This is a genomic window from Streptomyces poriferorum (assembly GCF_019399235.1).
GTDB classification, from domain to species: Bacteria; Actinomycetota; Actinomycetes; order Streptomycetales; family Streptomycetaceae; genus Streptomyces; species Streptomyces poriferorum.
The window spans coordinates 1-20,570 of the sequence record NZ_JAELVH010000160.1 but is presented as its reverse complement, the minus strand read 5'-3'; the positions used below and the strand labels follow the sequence as shown (position 1 = coordinate 20,570).

The following is a 20,570-nucleotide window of genomic DNA, read 5'->3' as shown; positions in this document are numbered from 1 at the left end:
GTCCTCCGGGAACGGGGCCGGCTCACCGAGCTCCGTCCACTCCAGGGCGTAGAGGGAGTCGGCGGCGGAGTCGGCCCCGTTCCCGGAGGACACCGGCGCGTTCGAAGTGCTGGACGCCACTGCCCCGTTCGAGGGGCCGGCGCCGGTCGCGGCCGGCGCGGCCGTGGAATGGCTGCTCGACCGGCTGCGGAACCACGTGGCCGACGAGGAGCAACCGGAGGCGCGTCTCGTCGTTCTCACCCGCCGGGCCGTGGCGGCCCGGGCCGGTGATCCGGTCGACCTGGCGGCCGCCCCGCTGTGGGGGCTCGCGCGGTCGGCAGCCACGGAGAATCCCGGCCGCATCACCCTGGTGGACCTCGACGGCGAGCAGTCCTCCCAGGACGTGCTGGCGGCGGCCGTCGCCGGCGACGAGCCTCAGCTGGCGTTGCGTGACGGCCGGATCCTGGTGCCGAGGCTGCGCAGGACGGAAGCCGGGGCCGTGACCGTCGTCCCGCCCGAGGGTGTGGCCGGCTGGCGGCTGGAGACCCCGGGCGGTTCACAGACGATCTGCGTGCCGCCCCCCATCCGGCAGCGGAGGCGCCGCTGTCCGATGGCCAGGTGCGGATCGAGGTGCGGGCGGCCGGGCTCAACTTCCGCGATGTGCTGACCGCTCTCGGCATGGTGCCGGTCGGTGCGCCGCTCGGGACCGAGGTCGCGGGCACGGTCGTCGAGACGGGCCCCGGGGCCGACGGGTTCGAGGTCGGCGACCGGGTGTTCGGCCTGGCCCCGGGCGCGGTCGGGCCGCTGGCCGTCGCCGACCGGCGGCTGATCGCCCGTATGCCGGGCGGCTGGTCGTACGCGGAGGCGGCGGGGGTGCCCGCGGTGTTCACCACGGCCTACTACGGGCTGGTCGAGCTGGCCGGGCTGCGCCGTGGCGAGCGGGTACTGATCCACTCCGGGGCCGGCGGGGTCGGCATGGCGGCGCTCCAGGTGGCCCGCCATCTCGGGGCCGAGGTGTTCGCTACGGCGAGCCCGGGGAAGTGGGGCGCGCTGCGGGCGCTCGGTCTCGACGCGGACCACATCGCCTCCTCCCGTACGACCGGGTTCGAGCAGCAGGTCCTGGACGTGACCGGGCGCGGCGGCACCGCGCCCGCGCCGGGGGTCGATGTCGTCCTCAACTCGTTGACCGGGGAGTTCATCGACGCCTCACTGCGGCTGCTGTCCGCCGGGGGGCGGTTCGTCGAGATGGGAATCGCCGACCTGCGGGCCCCGGAAGACATCGCGGCGGTCCGGCCCGGTGTCGCGTACCGGCCGTTCGAGCTGCTGGACATGGACCCGGACCGGGTCGGGGACGTACTGACGCGGGTCCTCGCCCTGTTCGAGCAGGGTGTGCTGTCTCCGCTCCCGGTCACCACCTGGGATGTGAGCCGGGCGCCCGCCGCCTTCCGGCACTTCGGGCAGGCCCGTCAGGTGGGCAAGGTGGTACTGACGCTGCCGCCGCGTACGGCGAGGGAGGGGACGGTCCTGATCACCGGTGGCACCGGCACCCTGGGCTCCGCCCTGGCCCGGCACCTGGTGACCGAGCACGGTGTGCGCCACCTGCTGCTCACGGGCCGGCGCGGACCCGAAGCCCCGGGTGCGTCCGGACTTCGCTCGGAGCTCGAGGAGTTGGGCGCCACGGTCCGGATCGCCGCCTGCGACGCGGCCGACCGCGAGTCGCTCGCCGGGCTGCTGGCCTCCGTGCCGTCCGGGCAGCCGCTGACAGGTGTGGTGCACGCGGCCGGAGTCCTGGATGACGGGGTGCTCGCCTCGTTGACCCCGGAGAAGGTCCGTGCGGTGCTGCGGCCCAAGGCGGACGCGGCCTGGAACCTGCACGAGCTGACGCGGGACCTCGACCTGTCCCTGTTCGTGCTGTTCTCCTCCGCCTCGGGGCTGCTCGGAGGTGCGGGTCAGGGCAACTACGCGGCGGCCAACGTGTTCCTGGACGCGCTGGCCGGCCACCGGCGGGCGCGCGGACTGCCCGCGGTGTCCCTCGCGTGGGGCATGTGGGAGGCGGCCAGCGGTATGACCGGGCATCTGGCCGGCGCCGACCGGGCCCGGATCGCGCGGGGCGGGCTCGTCCCGATGTCGGTGCCCGAGGGACTGGCGTTGTTCGACGCCGCCCTGGCCGACGGCCGCCCGCTGCTCGTCCCGGCGCCCCTCGACGGTGCGGGGCTGCGGGCGCTCGCCGAAGCCGGTCCCGGGACCGGTGGGGTGCCGGCCGTGCTGCGGTCGCTGGTCAGGGCGCCGGCCGTGCGGCGGGCGGCGAGCGGGGCGCGCGTACCCGCCTCGTCGGCGGCGCAGGGGCTTGCGGCGTTGGGCGGTCCCGAGCGTACGCAGGCGCTGCTCACGCTGGTACGCGAGCAGGTGGCGGCCGTGCTCGGCCATCTGACGGCCGACGACATCACCGCCGACCGGGCGTTCAAGGAGATCGGGTTCGACTCGCTGACGGCGGTCGAGCTGCGCAACCGGATCTCGGCGGCCACCGGGCTGCGGCTGCCCACCACGACGGTGTTCGACTTCCCCACCCCCACGGCACTCGCCGAGCGGCTGTCCGCGCTGCTGGCCCCGGAGGAACGGACGGACGCCGGTGAACTGGAGCGGCTGCTGGAGTCCGTGACGGTGGACAGCGAGGGGTTCCACGAGCTCAGGGAGCGGCTGCGGGCAGCGCTGTGGCGGTGGGACGAACAGGCGGCGGAACCCGCCGACGGGGCCGGCCGGACACCGGACGGCGATCTGGACGCGGCGACGGACGAGGAACTGTTCCGCGCGCTCGACGAGGAACTGGGTGCGTCGTGACAAACCATTTCAGCGTACGAGAGGGCGATGGCGATGAGTAACGAGGACAGGCTCCGCGACTACCTGAAACGGAGCACGGCCGACCTCAGGCAGGCCCGGCGCAGGATCAGGGAGCTGGAGGACAAGGAGCACGAGCCGGTCGCGATCGTGGCGATGGGCTGCCGGTTCCCGGGCGGAGCCGACTCGCCGGAGGCGCTGTGGCGGCTGGTCGCCGAAGAGACGGACGCGGTGTCCGCCTTCCCCGAGGACCGCGGCTGGGACACGGAGCGGCTCTACGACCCCGATCCGGACCACGCCGGTACCACCTACACCCGCGAGGGCGGGTTCCTGGAGGGCGCCGGCGCGTTCGACGCGCCCTTCTTCGGCATGGGCCCGAGGGAGGCCGTCGCGACCGACCCCCAGCACCGGCAGCTCCTGGAGGTGGCCTGGGAGACCCTGGAGCGCGCCGGCATCGCGCCGGGCTCCCTGCGCGGCAGCCGTACGGGCGTCTTCGCCGGGGTGGTGTCGCAGGCATACGTGCCGCCGCCGGACCAGGTGCCCGAGGGGTTCGAGGGGCATCTGATGACGGGCAACGCGACGAGTGTCGCCTCGGGGCGGATCGCCTACCACCTCGGCCTGGAGGGCCCCGCCGTCACGCTCGACACCGCGTGCTCGTCCTCGCTGGTGGCCATGCACCTGGCCGCGCAGTCGCTGCGGCGCGGCGAGAGCGATCTCGCGCTGGCGGGCGGCGTCACCGTGATGGCCACCCCGCTGCTCCTGGTCGAGTTCAGCCGGCAGCGCGGGCTGTCCCCCGACGCCCGCTGCAAGGCGTTCGACGCGGCGGCCGACGGCACCGGGTTCTCGGAGGGGGTCGGCCTCGTCCTGCTGGAACGGCTCTCCGACGCCCGCCGCAACGGACGCCGCGTCCTCGCGGTGCTGCGCGGTTCCGCGGTCAACCAGGACGGTGCGAGCAACGGCCTGACCGCGCCCAACGGCCCGACGCAGGTCCGGGTCATCCAGCAGGCGCTGGCCTCCGCCCGGCTCGCCCCGCAGCAGGTGGACGCGGTGGAGGCGCACGGCACCGGTACCCGGCTCGGCGACCCGATCGAGGCGCAGGCGCTGCTCGCCGCATATGGCCAGGGCCGTCCGGAGGGTGAGCCGCTCCTCCTGGGGTCGCTCAAGTCGAACATCGGCCACACCCAGGCGGCGGCCGGGGTGGCCGGTGTCATCAAGATGGTTCAGTCGATGCGCCACGGGGTGCTTCCGCGCACCCTGCACGTGACGGAGCCGACCCCGCATGTCGACTGGTCGTCGGGGGCCGTCGAGCTGCTCACCGAGGCCGTCGAGTGGCCCGACCGGGGCCGGCCGCGCCGGGCCGGGGTCTCGTCCTTCGGGATCAGCGGCACCAACGCGCACGTCATCCTGGAACAGGCCGACGCCGGGGACGAGGCGGAGGGAACGCGGGAAGGGGCCCCCGCCGAAGGGTCCGCGGCCACGCTCCTGCCGGAGCCCCCGGCACCCTGGCCGCTGTCGGCCCGTACGGAGAAGGCGCTGCGGGCCCAGGCCGGCCGGCTGCACGCCCATCTGGTCGCGACCCCCGGTCTGCGGGCCCACGACGTGGGCCGGACGCTGGCCCTGGGGCGTACGCCACTGCGTCATCGCGCGGTGGTCCTGCCGGGCGACCGCGCCGGGCAGCTGGCGGCCCTGGCCGCACTGGCATCGGGCGGAAGGCCTGCCCGGGCGGTGTACGGCAGTGCGGCCGCGCCCCCTGCCACCGCGTACCTCTTCACCGGGCAGGGCAGTCAACGCCCGCGCATGGGGGCAGAGTTGTACGAGCTTCGGCCGGCCTTCGCCAAGGCTCTCGACGAGGTGTGCGAGGCCTTCGAACCGGTCCTTCCGCGCCCGCTGAAGAGCCTGCTGTTCGCGGCGGAGGGCAGCCCGGAAGCGGCACTGCTGGAGCGGACCGAGTACGCCCAGCCCGCGCTGTTCGCCGTCGAGACTGCTCTGTTCCGCCTCCTGGAGCAGTCGCTGCCGGCTCCGGTCCAGGTCACGGGGCACTCGATCGGCGGGCTCGCCGCCGTGCACGCGGCTGGGGTGCTGTCGCTCGAGGACGCCTGCGTCCTGGTCGCCGCGCGGGGCCGGCTGATGCAGTCCATGCCCGGCGGGGGCGCGATGGTGGCGTGCGAGGCATCCGAGGAGGAGGTGCGCGAGGCTCTCGCCGGGTACGGCGGAAGGGCGGGCGTGGCCGCGGTCAACGGTCCGCTGTCGACGGTCGTCTCGGGAGACGCGGACGCGGTGGCGGAGGTGGCCGACGCGTTCCGGGAGCGGGGCCGCAGGACGCACCGCCTCCGGGTGAGTCACGCGTTCCACTCGCACCATATGGACGGGGCGCTGGACGGGCTGCGTGCGGTGGTGGCCGGGCTGCGCTTCCACGAGCCCAGGATTCCCGTCGTCTCCGATCTGACCGGGCGCCTCACCGGCCTCGACGAGCTGCGGCAACCTGACTACTGGGCACGGCAGTTGCGTTCACCGGTGCGGTTCGGAGACGCGGTGGTCACGCTGGCCGGTGCGGGGGCGACGGCGTTCGTGGAGGTGGGCCCCGACGCGGCGCTCACCCCGTTGGTGGCCGCCTGCCTGCCCGGGACCGCACCTCTGGTCGTCCCGGCGCAGGTGCGCGACCGCCGGGGCGAGGAGACGTTCGCGGTGGCGCTCTCCGCCCTCCATGCCGCGGGCAGCGCCGTGCGCTGGGAGAGCTGGTACGGGGAACAGGTGGCGCCCCCGGCCGAGTTGCCGACCTATCCGTTCGAGCACACCCACCACTGGTGGCCGGCTCCGGCGGGCGGCGCGCCGAAGGCGCGGCGCGCACCGGAGCCGGAGGAGCTGACGGACGCGCCGTCCCCGGAGGAGGGAGGGTCGCTGCTGGATCTCGTACGGCTCCACGCGGCGCATGTGCTCGGTCACGAGTCACCGGAGTCGATCGCGGCCGAGGACAACTTCCTGGAGATCGGCTTCTCGTCGTTCACCGCGCTGGAGGTCCGTAACCGGCTCTGCGAGGCGACCGGGCTGCTGCTGCCGCCGGTGCTGCTCTTCGACCATCCGACGCCGTCGGCCGTCGCCGGATTCATCCGGGACGAGCTGGCAGCGGCGTAGTGCCCGGGTGCGACGACGGGAGCCGGGCCCTGTGCGCAGGGCCCGGCTCTCCCGTCGTCGTACGGCGGACGTCACCAGGTGACCGGCAGCCGGAACACCCCCTGCACGGAGCCGCCCGGCTTGACGCCCAGTGCGTCGAGGGGCTCGGTGAGCCGCAACGTCGGTATGCGGGTGGCGAGTTCGTGGAGGGCGATCTCCAGCTCGGCCCGGGCGAGGTTCTGGCCGATGCACTGGTGGACGCCGTAGCCGAAGGCGAGGTGGTGGCGGGTGCCGCGCCGGACGTCGAGGGTGTCGGGGTCGGTGAAGACGTGCGGTGAGCGGTTGGCCGCCGCGTTCGGCAGGTAGACGCCGTCGCCCTCCTTGACGACGACTCCGCCGATCTCGATGTCGGCGGCCGCGACCCGCTGGAGCTCGTCGGCGACCGAGAGGAAGCGCAGCAGCTCCTCGACCGCTCCGGACGCGACGCCCGGGTCGCTGCGCAACTCGGCTAGCTGCTCAGGGTGTTCGAGCAGGGTGAGCACGCTCAGCCCGATCATGTTCGCGGTCGTCTCGTGGCCGGCGACCAGCAGGAACATCGCGATGGAGGCCAGCTCCAGTCGTTCCAGCTGCCCGGTGGCCAGCCTCTCGACGATCAGTTCGTCGAGCAGCCCCTCCCCCGGCTTCGCCTCCTTGGCCGCGATGAGTTCGCGGAAGTAGCCGACCAGGGCCGCACTGGCGTCGGACGCCTCCTGCGCCGTGCTGGTCGCCTGCACCATCCGGCTCGTCTGCTGCTCGAAGAAGTCGTGGTCGGAGTAGGGAACGCCGAGGAGTTCGCAGATGACGGTGGAGGGAACAGGCAGCGCGAACTCCGGCACGAGGTCCGCGGTGGTTCTCCCGTCGGCGAGCAGCGCGTCGGTCTTCTCCCCGACGACTCGCCGGATGGCGGGCCGCAGGGAGTTGACTCGCTTCACGGTGAAGCTGGGGATCAGCATGCGTCGCTGGATGTCGTGCTCCGGCGGATCCATCCCCACCAGCGCGGTCAGCTTGGCGGCGGCCATGCGCGGGACGAGCACCGGGAAGTCGGGGCGGGTCCGGTCGGAGGAGAGCCGGGGATCGACGAGCAGCCGGCGGGTCTCCTCGTAGCCGGTGACCACCCAGGCGACGCGGCCGTCGTACAGGCGCACGCGCGCGAGCGGCCCTTCCCTGCGCAGCTCCTCGTACCCGGCCGGCGGGTGGTAGGGGCAGCCGCGCGTCATCGGGAACTCGGGCAGTCCCACAGTCTCGGTCGTCACGGTGTCGATGCTCATGCGGCCCCCAGGCACTCGGTTCACAGCCGGGTCTCCGGTGTGAACCGGCATTGTCGGGAGGACCGGTTAAGAGGCTCTAAAGCCGCCTGCCGGGCGGTGCGTCCCCAGGCTCTGCCCCGGACGGCCACCGGGCGGCGAGGAGCAGGGCGATGTCGTCGGGACGGTCCGCCGCCTGCCGGGCACGGCCGATCACATGGTCCGCCGTCTCGGCCAGGGGCGCCGGGCCGTATTCGGCGATGATGCCGCGCAGCCGCTCGATGCCCACGTCGATGTCCGTGCCCGACTCCTCGACCATGCCGTCGGTGTACAGGGCGATCATCGCGCCGGGTTCGAGGAGCAGTTCGGTGACGGGGTAGGACGCCTGGGCGTCGACGCCGAGCACGATGCCGCCGGGCAGGTCCATGACCTCGGCCGTGCCGTCGGCGCGGCGGAGCACGGGCTGCGGGTGACCGGCCCGGACGGCCTGCGTGAGGCCGGTGGCGGGGTCCATGAGGATGTAGCAGCAGCTGGCGAACTGGCCGGGGTCGAGATCGATGAGCAGCCGGTTGGTGCCGCTCACCACCGCCTGGGGATCGTGCCTGCTGAGCGCGAAGGCGCGTACGGCGCTTCGGAGTTGGCCCATGGTCGCGGCGGCTGCGACACCGTGTCCCTGTACGTCGCCGATGACCAGGGCGAGCTTTCCGTCGGTCTCGATGACGTCGTACCAGTCACCGCCGACGTCCATGTCCTGGGTGCCGGCGAGGTACCGGCCCGCGGTGTCGACTCCGTCCACGACGGGCAGCCCGTGCGGGAGCAGGACGTCCTGCAGGCCGCGGGCCAGGGCGGCCTCGGTGTCGTAGCGCTGGGCCCGTTCCAGTGCCTGCGCGATGAGGCCGGCGAGGGCCGTCAGGACCGTGCGTTCCTCCGGGCTGAAGCCGCGCGGCTGGTCGAAGCCGAGGATGCAGGAGCCGACGTGCCGTCCGGAGGCGATCAGCGGCAGGAAGGCGCGCGCCCCGACGTCCGTCTCCATCGGGATGCCGGGGTACGCGGCGGCCAGGCGCTGCATGGATTCGAAGAAGATGGGACGCCCGGTGGTCAGCGTCTCGACCCCGGGGATGCGGGCGCCCAGGTCCACGCCGTCGAACCGGTCCAGGAAGCCGTGGGGGAAGCCGGTCTCCCACTCCAGGTAGAGGTGGCGCTCCTTCAGCAGGTAGATCGCGAGCTGGCGACCACCGAAGGCGGGCAGCAGCTCCTCGGTGACCACGGCGGACACCTGCCGGGCGGTGACCGCCTCGGTGAGGGCGATGGCCAGGGCGACCGGCCGGTAGAGCGCGGCGGAGCGGTCGGCCGGGGAACCGAGGCCCAGCCCGGGCGATACGACGGAGCCCGGCGCGTAGACCGGCTGCTCGGTGGGGGTCAGCACGGCGGTGACGCCGTCGTGGCCGGGGTACAGGGAGACGGAGAGCCAGGGCGGAGGCGTGCGACGGGCGAGGAAGTGGACCGGGGCGTCGGAGAGCATCGCGGCGCGGTAGTGGTCCTCGTAGGCCGGGTTCGCGAACCAAGGAAGGGCCTCCCAGAGCACCCGTCCCACCAGCTCCGACCGGGGGTGGCCGAGGATCTCCTCGGCCAGGTGGTTGATGTAGGTGATCCGGGCGAAGCGGTCGAGGGAGAAGATGCCGCGCGGCAGCCGGTCGGCCGCCTCGGCGACGACCGGGCCGATGCCGAGGTCCACCAGGAATCCGGTCAGGTGCGTCGACGCGCCGGGGTCCGCACCCTTGTCCCGGCGGCCGGAGACCTCCAGCAGGTGCGAGCGTCCGTCGGGGCCGCGCAGCCGCATCCTGCGGACGACGGGTCCACCCGAGTCCGCGGCCTGGCGGGCCAGAGCCCACAGCCCGTACACGTCCTCCGGGGCCAGCCGGGCCGCCAGCGCGTCGATGGTGCCGGGGAACCGGTGCCGTCCGGTACCGAGGATGGCGACCAGCTCGTCGTCGGCGCCGACGGCTCCGCTCTCCAGGTCCCAGTCGAAGCGTCCGATCCGCACAGGTGGCGAGGTGCCCGCCGGCAGCTGGACGGGCAGTGGCTCCTCGTCCCACTCCACGGCGGTCCCCGCGGACTCCAGAGCGGCCAGCGCCCCACCGAGTCCTTCGGCGATGCTCCGCAGTCCGCGCCGGTCGGTGCTCCCCACCGGTTTCCCGGGGGTCGCCGCGCGCAGCACGACCAGGACGCCGACCGGCTTGCCGCGACTGACGACCGGTACGTACAGCGAGCCGAAGGGGAAGGGCAGTCCCGCCATCAGCTGGGGGAAGCGGCGCATCGCCTCCTCCGCGTCGGCGAGGTGCACGGGCTGTCCCGACCGGAACGCCTCGGCGACCGGGAACGGCCGGTTCACATGCATCCGCCACCAGGGACGGAACAGGGGGCCCGGCAGTCCCGCCAGTACCGCGAGCCGCAGGAGCCCGGGGGTGAGGGAGCGCAGATAGACACCGCCCGCCTGGCCGCCGGCGGCTTCGATCGCGTTCACGACAGTCCGGGAGAGCACCAGCGACAGCTCGTCCGGCGCCCGGCCGTCGCTGAGCCTTCCGGACACACGACTGCCCTCGCTCAGCGGCTTGCGCCGGACCGCGCCGTACCAGGTCACACAGCCAGCATGCTCCTCCGCCACGGTTGCGCGCACTTCGGAGCGTCCGGCGCGGGCTACCGAAATGCACCCTCCGTCCTTGTATGCAACTCTGAAGTCAGCCCATCGTCCGACATCCGCGAGGAGGCACGATCATGGGCAAGAAGCAGAGCCGGCAGAATCGCGGCGCCCGTACCGGAGGCCATGATCGCTCCACGGCCGCGGAGGCCAAGGAGCAGACGAGTACGGCGCCCGCACCCGATGCGGTGAAGGCGATCTCGGAGCAGGTCTCCCACAAGCGCGAGCGGAAGTTCGGCCACAACTGACCTTTCGGCGCGCCGGCGCCACCGCGCGCGCCTCAGGAGCGGCAGCCACCGTCCCCACGGAGACTGCCGCTCCTCGGGCGCGCCTCCCGTCCGGCGACCGCCCCTTCAATTGGCACGCAGCACAGGGCCTGTACCCGTTCGACGGGCGCAGGCCCTGTGGAGGGTGCGGTGCCTACTGCTCGCCGGTGGGCGGACGGCGGCCACCGAACTCGTCATTGAGCTTCTGCTGGGCGGAATCGACTTGTCCGCCGTACTTGCCACCGGTCTTCTTGTCGACGAAGTCGCCACCCTTCTCGACTCCCTGGCGGGTCTGGTCGGGATGCCCCTTCATCAGGCCCTTGATCTTGTCGAGCATGCTCATGACTTTCCTCCTCATGGAGCGCTGGCCTTCCCAGCATCCATGCGATGCCGCGGCGCCGCATCCGGGACGACGGCGGCCGGCGGCGGCCCCGGCGCCGGGGGCGGGCATGCGCGGGCCCGGGGCAAATTACCCATAGGTATGTAGTGACTTCTCACGCGAGCGCCAGTAGAACTCGTTCCCATTCGATCGAGAGTGAGGAACGTCACATGACGGATTCGAGCTTACCCCACAAGAGATCGAGCGAGGTCTCGCGTCGGAGATTCATGGCTAGAACAGGTTTCATTCTTGGAGCCGCAGCCCTCTCCGGACACGCCACCGCCGCCCAGGCGCGCACCACCGGCACGGCGGCGGTGATCGGCAGCGGGGACCACGTCCCGGTTCTGGTCGTAGGCACCGGGTACGGAGGTTCCGTCGCCGCCCTGCGCCTCGCCCGCGCAGGGGTCCACGTCCACATGGTCGAGATGGGCATGGCCTGGGACACCCCCGGGTCGGACGGCAAGATCTTCGCCAACACGACGAGTCCCGACGGCCGTTCGTACTGGCTCCGCACCAAGTCCAAGCAGCCCCTCAGCAACTTCCTCGGCTTCCCCATCGACCGGGCGATCCCCCGCTACACCGGCATCCTGGACGCCGAGGACTTCAGCGGCATCACGGTGTACCAGGGGCGCGGCGTCGGGGGCGGGTCGCTGGTCAACGGCGGCATGGCGGTGACGCCCAGGCGCGAGAACTTCGGCGCCGTCCTCCCGTCCGTCAACGCCGACGAGATGTACGCCACCTACTACCCGCGCGCCAACGCCGGCCTCGGGGTCGGCACCATCGACCCGGCGTGGTTCGACAGCGTGGACTGCTACAAGTACGCCCGCGTCGGCCGCAAGCACGCGCAACGCTCCGGCTTCCCGTTCGTCTTCGTGCCCGACGTGTACGACTGGGACTACATGGAGCAGGAGGCGGCCGGCACCGTACCCAAGTCGGCGCTGGACGGCGAGATCCTCTACGGCAACAACTACGGCAAGAAGTCGCTGCAGAAGACCTACCTCGCCCAGGCCAAGGCCACCGGGAACGTCACCATCTCACCGCTGCACCAGGTGACTTCGGTCGCTCCGGCGACGGGTGGCGGCTACACGGTCGTCATCGACGAGCTCCGCACCGACGGGAGTGTCGCGACGACCAAGACGGTCACCGCGGACAAGGTGTTCTTCGCCGCGGGCAGTGTCGGCACGAGCAAGCTGCTGACCCGGCTGAAGGCCACGGGCGCACTGTCCGGCCTGAACGACGAGATCGGCAAGGGCTGGGGCGACAACGGCAACGTCATGTGCGGCCGCGCCAATCACGTGTGGGACGCGACCGGCGCGGTCCAGTCGAGCATCCCGTGCGGCGGTATCGACAACTGGGCCGCCGGAGGCGCGTTCGCCGAGGTCGCGCCGTTGCCGACCGGGATCGAGACGTTCGCCTCGTTCTATCTGTCGATCACGAAGAACCCGAACCGTGCCCAGTTCTCCTGGAACGCGGCCACGGGCAAGGTCGACCTGAACTGGCAGACCGCCTGGAAGCAGCCCTCCATCGACATGGCGAAGACGATCTTCGACAAGATCAACGCCAGGGAGGGGACGATCTACCGGACCGACCTCTTCGGCGTATACAAGATCTGGGGCGACCACCTCACCTACCATCCGCTCGGCGGCGCCGTCCTCGACCGGGCCACCGACAACTACGGCCGTCTGCACGGCTATGCGGGCCTCTACGTCATCGACGGCTCGCTGATCCCGGGCAACACCAGCGTCAATCCGTTCGTCACCATCACGGCACTCGCCGAACGGAACATCGAGAAGATCATCGCCACCGATCTGTGACGGCGGGTCCCCACGCGCGAACCTTCCGGTAGGAGGCGACGGACCTGCCTCCTACCGGATGCGCGCCATGGCAGGGCCCCCGGCTGTTCCTCAGTGGCCCGGCAGTACGCACACCGCGTCGAGGCCCAGCACATGGTTGAGCCGGCCGAACGCCAGCCAGGAACCGATGCTCATGCTCAGCTCGACGATCTCGTGCTGGCTGTAGTGCGCGGTCATCCGGGCCCAGAACGCGTCGTCCAGGCCGTGGTGGTCCAGGGCGTACCGCTCGGCGTACTCGGCCGCCAGCCGGGTCCGGTCGTCGAAGGCCTCGGTGGTGCGCCATTCGTCCACCGCACCGGCGAACTCCTCCTCGACCTTCTGCCCGTCGCGTTCGGTGCGCCAGTCCAGGCAGAAGAGGCAGCCGTTGATCTGTGCGATGCGGAGCCTGGCGGCCTCGAACTCACGGAGTCCGAGCGTGGTGTGCTCGTACACCGACAGCGAGAAGTTCGCGGCGGCCATGCCGATGCCGGGGACCATGTCGCCCCACACGTAGCCGATCGGCTCCTGGCCCTCGGGGATGTCGATGATCATGACTGCTTCCTTCCGAGTCGGCCGGCTGCGGGACGCAGGGGGACGTCGAGCGCGTCGTAGAGTCCGGGTTCCGCCTCCACCAGCCAGTCGATGGCGTTCACCAGCCGGCCGACCGCGGTGGCGTTGCCGCCCGCCGAGCGGTTCTCGCCCTCGTCGGTGGCCTCGACGGTCACCTCGATGCGCGGGCGTCCCTCGATGATCACCCGGTGGGCACCGGCACCGTCGGGCGGCGACGGCCAGTCCGGGGCGCACGACGGATGGATGCGGGTGATGTGCTCGATGACGATGCGGGGTTCGCCCTCGACGATGCCCTGGACCTCGAAGCGGACCGCTCCCTGGGTGCCGGCCTCGAACTCGCCCATCGTCCTGGTCGTGACGGTGGTTTCGAGAGCCCGCCGGGCCATGGTCTCGCGGATGTCGTCGAGTTCCACACCCAGGGCCCGGGCCATCAGCCGTATCTGACCGCCCCACACCATGGTCGGGACGGAGGCCGCGAGCATGAGGGGCTCGTACTCCATGGGGTGTCCCATGCCGATCAGGTGGCGGACCGAGTCGGGCTGGTCGTACGTGGAGTAGTCGAAGATCTCCTGGCAGCGGATCGCGTCGACCGTGGTGCCGAGCCCGCTCATCAGCAGGGGCAGTACGTCGTTGCCCCAGCCGGGGTCCACGCCGGAGACGAAGAGCGATCCGCCGCCGCCGGCCACGGCGGCCAGCACCGGTTCGCGCAGCTCGGGCGGGGCGCCGCGCCGGTCGTAGAGCGCGTACAGCGCCGGGGTGACGACGACGGCACCCCCGGCCACCGCCCTGGTGATGTCGGCCAGTGCCTCGTCGGGGCGGATGTCGCCGGAGGCCGCGTACACGACCGCCCGGGGGCTCGTGGCGAGCACCGCTTCGATGTCGTCGGTCGCCGCGACGCCCAGATCGCGGTCCAGCCCGGCCAGGGCGCCCGCGTCGCGGCCCACCTTGCCGGGGTCGTGGACGAGTACGTGCGCGAGTTTCAGGGCCGGATGGGCCTCGACGGCGCGGATGGCCGCACGGCCGACATTGCCGGTTCCCCAGACCACCGTGGAAATCATGCGGCGGAGGGTAGCGCGCGGGATGAAAGGTTCATAGTGGCATCGCACACCGGGTTGGGAGCGTACGGGGACAGGCCCGAGAAGCCCGTCCCCGCCCCGCTGTCCGGGCTGCTAATCGCCGATCGCGGTCCCGTAGCCGGCGCCCGTCTCCGTGCCTCCGAACGTTCCCGCGTCGAACGTCCACGAGCCGGCGGCCGTCACGCCGCCGGAACCGGCCGGGAACGCCCAGACGATGCCGTCACCGGCGTTCTCTCCGGGCGCCGCGGCCAGCAGACCGGACCGCCCGTCGTTGTCGGGGTCGGTCAGCCGCGCCTGGCCTCCCCAGCGGTCACCCTTCTCGGGAACGCCCGGCACGTTCACCGAGTCCTGGTCCCAGGAGGCGGCACCGGTGGCGGTCAGCCCGCCGGCCGCGCCGCGCAGCACCCACACGGCCCCCGCGTCGGCGACCGTTGCGATGTCCTCGCCGGGGGCGCCGATGGCCACGTCCGCGTACCCGTCGCCGTCGGTGTCCGCGACGGAGAGGTCGGCGCCCCAGCCGTCGCCGGCCTCCGGGCCACCGGGGACACCGGGGGTGTCCTGCGTCCACCACACGGGCGGGGTGCCCGGGCCCTCGGCGCCGACCGGCCCGTCGCCGGCGCTGCCGTAGTACACGCCGACCACACCGCCGGTCATCGACGCGCCGCCGTCGTCGGGGCTGTGCGGCTCCCCGGTCACGAGGTCGTCGTAGCCGTCGTGGTCGATGTCGCCGGAGGCGACGGCCGGGCCGCCGCGCAGGTCGTGGTCGTAGCGCAGGCCCTGGACCTCGCCGAGGAGGAGCGCGGACCAGCCGTGTCCCGGCTCCTCGCCGACGGTGACGCCGGAGATGACGAGGTCGGCGAGACCGTTCCCGTCGTAGTCGCCGGTGGTCAGGGCGCGGGGTGCGATCTCGCGTCCGGGGGTGCCGGGGATGTGGCTGCTGCTCGACGTGGCGTTCCGGCGGGTTCCCGGGGCGTACTGGAACAGGGTGAAGTCGGCGCGGTCGGTCACGGCCAGCTGGTCGCCTGGAATGTCGGGGCTGAAGTGCGCGGCGGCAAGTGCGCTGCCGAACCCGGCGCCGGCGACGGGTTCTCCGGCCTGCAGCCAGTCGCTGCCCGAGCCGGAGAGCCCCTGCGCGGAGCCCCACAGGACGACGACGCCGCCCGCGTCGGTCACCGGTTCGATGTTCTCGCCGGGGAGGCCCACGACGGCGTCGTCGTACCCGTCCCCGTCCAGGTCGCCGGTGGCCAGGGCGGCGCCGAATCCGTCCCCGGCCTCGGCGCCGCCCGGTACCCCGGTGGTGTTCTGGCTGAGGAGGGCGCCCCGGGCGGTGCCGATGCCGCCCGGCCCGCCGTACTGCACGGTGACGTAGCCGGCGCCCTTCTTGCCGCCGATGGTCCCGCCGGGCGCGCCGATGAGCACGTCCTCGTAGCCGTCACCGTTGAAGTCGGTGTGCCGGTCGCCCGCGCGTGTTCCGCCGGGAGTGCCGGCACAGGCGGAGGGCGCGGCGACGGCGGCTCCTGCCATCAGGAGAAATGAGGCCGCGACAACGGCGGCCGGTCGGTAGGTGCGCACGAGCGGCTCCTCGGTTCAAGGATGACCGGGCGGGACCGGGGGGATGCCGGGAAGAGCCCGTTACCCTCCTGGCGCCCTGTTGGACCGGCTCTGCGGCACAAGGGTTGTACGGCATCGCGAAAGGGGTGGAAGAGAGCTGTTCAGCTCTCTTCCACCCCTTTTTCACGGCTCAGCGCGCGGGCGGTACCTCAGTGGATCAGTAGGCGCCGAAGACGTTGTCGATCGAGCCGTACGTCGCGGCGGCGTAGTTGCACGCGGCGGTGATGTTGGCGACGGGGTCCAGGATGTCCAGCGAGGTGCCGGGCACGTGGTAGGCGTCGAACGTGGGCTGGATGACCTGGAGCAGACCCTTGGACGGAGTGCCGGCGACGGCGTTCGAGTCCCAGTTGTTGACGATCTGCGGGTTGCCCGAGGACTCGCGCATGATGTTTCGGTGGATGCTGTCGTAGCTGCCGGGGATGCCGTGCTCGGCCATGACGGCGAGGGACTCCTTGATCCAGCCGTCGAGGTCGTCGGTGTACGCCGTCGCGTTCTGCGCGGGGGCGGTCTCGACGGTCTCGGCGGTCTCCTCGGCGACGGGCATCGCCGTGCGCTGCGAACTGTCGGCGCGGTCGGTGCTCTCGGCACGGTCGGCCGACGGCTGCGCGGCGCTGCCGGAGGTGTTCTCCGACTTGAATTCGCTCTTGGCCGCGGCCTTGGGGGCGGTGGCCGGGGACTTGGCGCCGATGGTCAGCTTCAGGCCCGGGTGAATCAGGTCGGGGTTGCCGCCGACCACGCTCCGGTTGTCCTTGTAGAGCTGTGCCCAGCCGCCGTCGAGGGAATGCCCGCGGGCGATCTTGGAAAGCGAATCGCCGGAGACCACGGAATAGGTGGTGGACTTGGCCTGCTGTGCGGCAATTCCCTTGCCGGCAACGGAAACCGGGGCTACGGCCTTTTCCGCGACGACCGACTGGACCGGTGCGGCGGAAGCCGATCCGGCAGCGATCAGAGGGAGCGCGAGAACCGCGCTGCCCGCGCTCACGGCGATGAGGCCGCGGGTCAGGGAGGTGGACTTGGAACGACGGTGGTGACCCTTGATGGGCATGGCGCTTTTCCTCTCCGCCGCCTGCGAGGTGAGCTGTCGGGTTCGGACTGGAGATGTCCGGCCGCACATGGCGACTTCACCCCTAGCCGCTCCGGATTCCCGGAACGGCGGCAAACCTGGGTCCCCCGCTCCTGCCGTACGTGAGTGGTCGGGTTACCGGACGGCGGCAGGATTCGGCGTTCCATCCGGATTGACGGTGACCGTAAGCGAGAAAGACCGGGCGAAACAAGCCCGGAATTCCTGATCACAATTGATTCGCAAGATCAATAAATGGAAATGTGCGATGCCGGTCACATCCGGGCCGGTCAACCTTCTTGGGGCGTCAGGGAACCGAAGCCTCTGGTTCCGCGTCAGGGGCGGGAAACGTGACGCTGGCCACTGCGCCCGAAACGGGTGATTTGTCCGCCGGCAGGAAGTCGCGCCCGCTGGAACCATGACCGTAGTGATCATTCTCGACTATTGCCATGAATCACCGAATTGGGACATTAAGGGGCGGGAGTCGGCTGCGCGGCACCACGACCGGTGAGCCGTCGCCCGGGGCGGCGAGTATGTCCGCGTCGAGCGCGTACAGCTCCTTCACCAGCGCCTCGTCGACCGTCTCCCGGGGGGCGCCCGTGGCGATGACGCGGCCGCCCTTCATGGCGACGAGCAGGTCGGCGTAGCGGGCCGCGGCGGCGAGGTCGTGCTGGACCATGACGACGGTGCGGCCGGTGGCCGCGACCTCGCGGACGAGTTCCAGGACCTCGACGGCATGCCCGAGGTCGAGGGCGCTGGTCGGTTCGTCGAGCAGGACGACCGGGGTCTGCTGGGCCAGCACCATCGCGAGCCAGCAGCGCCGGCGCTGCCCGCCGGACAGCCGGTCGATGCGCTCCCCGGCCGGCGCGGTGGTCCCGGTGGCGTCGAGTGCCCCGCGTACCGCCCGCTCGTCCTCGCGCGACCACTGACGCAGCAGCCCCTGGTGCGGGCTGCGGCCGTAGCGCACCAGTCCGGCCACGGTGACCGCCTCGGGGGCGCGCGGTGACTGCGGCAGCAGCGCGACAAACCGTGTTGTCGTTCTCGCGCGACATGATCAGGTCGCTCACCGCGCCGATGAAGGTGGAGATGCCGATCCCGGTCACCAGCAGCCGGTATCCGGCGCTCCCCGCTCCTCCCGCTCGCAGGACGACGAGGACGGCGGCGGCCACGGCTCCGATCGCGCCCAGCCACCAGTTGCCGACCATGCCGGTGGCGATCCCACGGCGGCGGCGCCTTCGTTGACCCCGACCATGTCGGGCGTGGCGAGCCGGTTGCCGGCCAGGGTCCGGGTGAGACAGCCCGCGATACCGAGGGCGGCGCCGACCAGCAGACCGGTGAAGATGCGGGGAAGCCGGGCGCCGACGGCAAGGACCAGCTGCACCGCATCCGCCTCGCACACTGACCGTCCCCCACCCGCCGGAAGGGTCCGGACCACCGCGCGACGCGGCGGGCCGGACCCTTCCGGTTCCCGGGTCCGGAGCTCAGCCGCTGTGGCGCAGCCGGGCGATCACGTACCGGCGCTCAGGGGCAGGAGGTGGGGGCGCTTGGCGGTGCGTCCGTCTCCGGATGACCGGCCGCGCAGACGACGTCCGAGCCACGGGCCGAGGAACCCGGCGGCCCAGCGCACTTCGGCCCCGGCGGACTGCCAGCCGGTGGGAAGTACCTGGGGTGGCAACGGGTGCGTCCAGGTGTCGTCGCTCCGGGGCAGGTCGAGGGCCTGGGCAACGGCTGCGGCGATCCGCGCGTGGCCGAGCGGGCTGGCGTGGAGCCGGTCGGCACTCCACAGGCGCCGGTCGGTGGCGACGGGGTGATGGGCGATTTCGGCGACGGCGACCCCGTGGCGGGCTGCCGCGGCGCGGATGAGGGTGTTGAGCTCCGACACCCGGGCCCTGACGGGCCGGGCGACGGGCGCGATCTTCGCGACGTCGGGGATGGTCAGGGTCGCCACCTGCGCCCCGGCGGCCGTGAGCGCGGCGAACATCTCCTCCAGGTGCCCGGCCACCTCCGCGACGTCGACCCGCGGCCGCAGCAGATCGTTGACCCCGGCCACGACGGTGGCCAGGTCGGGGCGCAGCGCCAGCGCCGGTTCCAGCTGTTCGGCGCGGACCTGGCCGGCGACCCGTCCCCGCACGGCCAGATTGGCGTACTGGACACCGGGGCTGACGGTGGTGAGGTGCTCGGCGAGCCGGTCGGCCCAGCCGCGCAGGCCGACCATGTCGTCCCCGTCGCCGACCCCTTCGGTCTGGCTGTCGCCCAGCGCGACGTAACGCAGGTACTCACCGCCCGGCATGAGCCGCCTGCCTCTCCCGCAGCACGGCCGCGATGCGCAGGCACCAGTCCCGCTGGCCCCGCTCGAAGGCCACACCGCGCAGGCACGTCAGGTACGGTCCGATGCGTTCGCCGTGGCGGAGGAACTCCTCCTCGTCCGCGTCCCCGCGCATCTGCCGCAGCAGATCGTCCAGGAGCGCGATCTTCGCCTCCGCCGCGGCCACTCGCTCATCGAGCTGCTCGATGACCTGCGCGGTACCGATGCGGTCGGCGGACTGAACCTTGACGAGCAGGTCGTCGCGGATGAACGACGGCTTGGACGTGCTCGCGGCGAACTTCTCCAGCTCGTCGCGGCCGGTGTCGGTGACCCGGAAGACACGTTTGTTGGGCCGGGTCTCCTGGACCACCTGCCGGCCCTCGACGAGGCCTTCCTTCTCCAGCCTGGCCAGCTCGGTGTACAGCTGCTGGGGCAGGGCGTGCCAGAAGTTCGCGACGCCGACGTCGAACGCCTTCGCCAGTTGGTATCCGCTGAACTCGCCGTCCAGCAGCGCCGCCAGCACGGCATGTCGCAAGGCCATCGAAGCAGCCCCTCCCTCTCCTCACCGGTCGGCCCGGTGGCACCGGCCGGACTCCATCATACTCAAGAATGTGACTACTCAAGTCCTTGAGTACATGGCGACGGCGCCGCCGTGCGACGGCAGCGGGAAGGGCTGCGAACCGAGGGAGGGTGCGGCCTACGACGCCGCGGGCGTCACCGCGTGGCTTCCGTACGGGCGCGTGATGATTTCCATTCCATGACCTGCGGGATCCATGAAGTAGAGCCCGCGCCCGCCGTGATGGAAATTGATCTCGCCCGGCTTCTTGAGGTGCGGATCGGCGTAGTACGTGATTCCCGCGTCCTGAATGCGCCGCAGCGCGACATCGAACTCGGCGTCCCCGATGAGAAACGCGTAGTGCTGCGGGGCGATCGACTCGGACGGAATGGTGGCGAAGTCGAGCGTGACGCCGTTTCCGAGCAGGACCGGGATGAACGGCCCCCACTCCGTGCCTACTTCGAGATCCAGAAGATGAGCCAGGAACTCGGCGGATTCCCGGTTGGACCGGGCGTGGACGATCGTGTGGTTCAACTCGACAGACAAGGTGGAATGCCTCCGAAGGCATCTCCCGGACACCTCCATGCCTCACCCGGCCGGTGACCGACACGCGATGTCCGCCTGAGATCATAAGAGCGGTCCCACGCGTCTGTCGAGTCATATCGACCGGGCACAACTCTCCCCGGCCTACGTGCGATCCGCATCCGGTTCGACGGAGTCACCCGGGGCGGTTCCGGGTTTCGCGCAGAGCGCCTCGCGGGCCTGCTCCGCAGCGCGTGTCGTGCCTTCGTTCACGACGTCGAGGAAGCGGGCGACGCCCTCGAGGCGGCCACCGGGGCCGGGGCCCAGAACACCCACGCCCTGCCGTGCGGTCCCGACGACGTGACCGGACCACCGCCACGCCTGCACAGATGCCCCCGCACCCCGTCCCGCCTCCAGGGCGGCGCACCCCGGCACCACGCCGGTGCACGCCGCCCTCTCGGCACGGGTCAGTCCCACTGGTCCTGGT

15 protein-coding genes, 2 pseudogenes and 1 riboswitch are annotated in these 20,570 nt (G+C 71.9%); of the genes and pseudogenes, 5 read left to right on the top strand and 12 right to left on the bottom strand.

Features of this window, described 5'->3' with window-relative positions:
- The first annotated feature begins 106 nt into the window (after positions 1 to 106).
- From JGS39_RS25310 to JGS39_RS25300, 3 genes are read left to right on the top strand one after another with little or no spacing between them, the layout of a single operon-like run.
- Positions 107 to 646 (top strand): SpnB-like Rossmann fold domain-containing protein, encoded by a 540-nt coding sequence (locus JGS39_RS25310; RefSeq protein ID WP_219571780.1) that lies wholly within the window; start codon positions 107 to 109, stop codon positions 644 to 646.
- Complete coding sequence (locus tag JGS39_RS25305) at positions 598 to 2,817, top strand: type I polyketide synthase (protein WP_308120688.1); 2,220 nt, start codon at positions 598 to 600, stop codon at positions 2,815 to 2,817. Before JGS39_RS25310 ends, JGS39_RS25305 begins: the two co-directional genes overlap by 49 nt.
- A 33-nt stretch (positions 2,818 to 2,850) precedes the next feature.
- Positions 2,851 to 5,946 (top strand): type I polyketide synthase, encoded by a 3,096-nt coding sequence (locus JGS39_RS25300; protein WP_219571778.1) that lies wholly within the window; start codon positions 2,851 to 2,853, stop codon positions 5,944 to 5,946.
- A gap of 71 nt (positions 5,947 to 6,017) precedes the next feature.
- Here JGS39_RS25300 and JGS39_RS25295 read toward each other — a convergent pair whose 3' ends face one another.
- On the bottom strand, positions 6,018 to 7,232 hold the full coding sequence (locus tag JGS39_RS25295) for a cytochrome P450 (RefSeq protein ID WP_219571776.1): 1,215 nt from the start codon (positions 7,230 to 7,232) through the stop codon (positions 6,018 to 6,020).
- A 76-nt stretch (positions 7,233 to 7,308) separates the two neighbouring features.
- Complete coding sequence (locus JGS39_RS25290) at positions 7,309 to 9,849, bottom strand: SpoIIE family protein phosphatase (protein ID WP_372456163.1); 2,541 nt, start codon at positions 9,847 to 9,849, stop codon at positions 7,309 to 7,311.
- A 134-nt stretch (positions 9,850 to 9,983) separates the two neighbouring features.
- Here JGS39_RS25290 and JGS39_RS25285 point away from each other — a divergent pair, with 134 nt between their 5' ends.
- Complete coding sequence (locus JGS39_RS25285) at positions 9,984 to 10,154, top strand: hypothetical protein (protein ID WP_219571773.1); 171 nt, start codon at positions 9,984 to 9,986, stop codon at positions 10,152 to 10,154.
- 172 nt (positions 10,155 to 10,326) lie between these two features.
- On the opposite strand, the gene JGS39_RS25280 is transcribed toward JGS39_RS25285, so the two are convergent.
- On the bottom strand, positions 10,327 to 10,515 hold the full coding sequence (locus JGS39_RS25280; protein WP_148016652.1) for an antitoxin: 189 nt from the start codon (positions 10,513 to 10,515) through the stop codon (positions 10,327 to 10,329).
- A 263-nt stretch (positions 10,516 to 10,778) separates the two neighbouring features.
- On the opposite strand from JGS39_RS25280, the gene JGS39_RS25275 reads away from it, so the two are divergent.
- Positions 10,779 to 12,365 (top strand): GMC oxidoreductase, encoded by a 1,587-nt coding sequence (locus JGS39_RS25275; RefSeq protein ID WP_371930447.1) that lies wholly within the window; start codon positions 10,779 to 10,781, stop codon positions 12,363 to 12,365.
- A gap of 90 nt (positions 12,366 to 12,455) precedes the next feature.
- On the opposite strand, the gene JGS39_RS25270 is transcribed toward JGS39_RS25275, so the two are convergent.
- The 9 genes and pseudogenes from JGS39_RS25270 to JGS39_RS25230 form a co-directional block, all read right to left on the bottom strand.
- Positions 12,456 to 12,935, bottom strand: coding sequence for a carboxymuconolactone decarboxylase family protein (locus tag JGS39_RS25270; RefSeq protein ID WP_219571770.1), 480 nt, complete (start codon positions 12,933 to 12,935; stop codon positions 12,456 to 12,458).
- The gene (locus JGS39_RS25265; RefSeq protein WP_219571769.1) at positions 12,932 to 14,011 is read right to left on the bottom strand and encodes an NAD(P)H-dependent amine dehydrogenase family protein; all 1,080 of its coding nucleotides are present in this window, start codon (positions 14,009 to 14,011) and stop codon (positions 12,932 to 12,934) included. The genes JGS39_RS25270 and JGS39_RS25265 overlap by 4 nt, the downstream gene beginning before the upstream one ends.
- Before the next feature lie 111 nt (positions 14,012 to 14,122).
- Positions 14,123 to 15,601, bottom strand: a complete 1,479-nt coding sequence (locus JGS39_RS25260) for an FG-GAP repeat protein (protein ID WP_219571767.1) — start codon at positions 15,599 to 15,601, stop codon at positions 14,123 to 14,125.
- 196 nt (positions 15,602 to 15,797) lie between these two features.
- Positions 15,798 to 16,685 carry a transglycosylase SLT domain-containing protein gene (locus tag JGS39_RS25255; RefSeq protein ID WP_219571765.1) on the bottom strand — a complete coding sequence of 296 codons (888 nt, stop codon included), beginning with the start codon at positions 16,683 to 16,685 and terminating at the stop codon, positions 15,798 to 15,800.
- Positions 16,686 to 16,688: 3 nt separating this feature from the next.
- Positions 16,689 to 16,874, bottom strand: a riboswitch (cyclic di-AMP (ydaO/yuaA leader).
- Positions 16,875 to 17,154: 280 nt separating this feature from the next.
- Positions 17,155 to 17,727 (bottom strand): annotated as a pseudogene (locus JGS39_RS25250) (ABC transporter ATP-binding protein); the annotation flags it as partial.
- Position 17,728: 1 nt separating this feature from the next.
- Positions 17,729 to 18,054 (bottom strand): annotated as a pseudogene (locus JGS39_RS25245) (iron chelate uptake ABC transporter family permease subunit); the annotation flags it as partial.
- Between the two features lie 153 nt (positions 18,055 to 18,207).
- Positions 18,208 to 18,990, bottom strand: coding sequence for an SGNH/GDSL hydrolase family protein (locus tag JGS39_RS25240; protein WP_219571763.1), 783 nt, complete (start codon positions 18,988 to 18,990; stop codon positions 18,208 to 18,210).
- Positions 18,977 to 19,546: a PadR family transcriptional regulator gene (locus JGS39_RS25235; protein WP_219571762.1), complete on the bottom strand. Its 570-nt coding sequence runs from the start codon at positions 19,544 to 19,546 to the stop codon at positions 18,977 to 18,979. The genes JGS39_RS25240 and JGS39_RS25235 overlap by 14 nt, the downstream gene beginning before the upstream one ends.
- A gap of 156 nt (positions 19,547 to 19,702) precedes the next feature.
- Positions 19,703 to 20,107 carry a VOC family protein gene (locus JGS39_RS25230; RefSeq protein WP_219571761.1) on the bottom strand — a complete coding sequence of 135 codons (405 nt, stop codon included), beginning with the start codon at positions 20,105 to 20,107 and terminating at the stop codon, positions 19,703 to 19,705.
- Positions 20,108 to 20,570 lie beyond the last annotated feature (463 nt).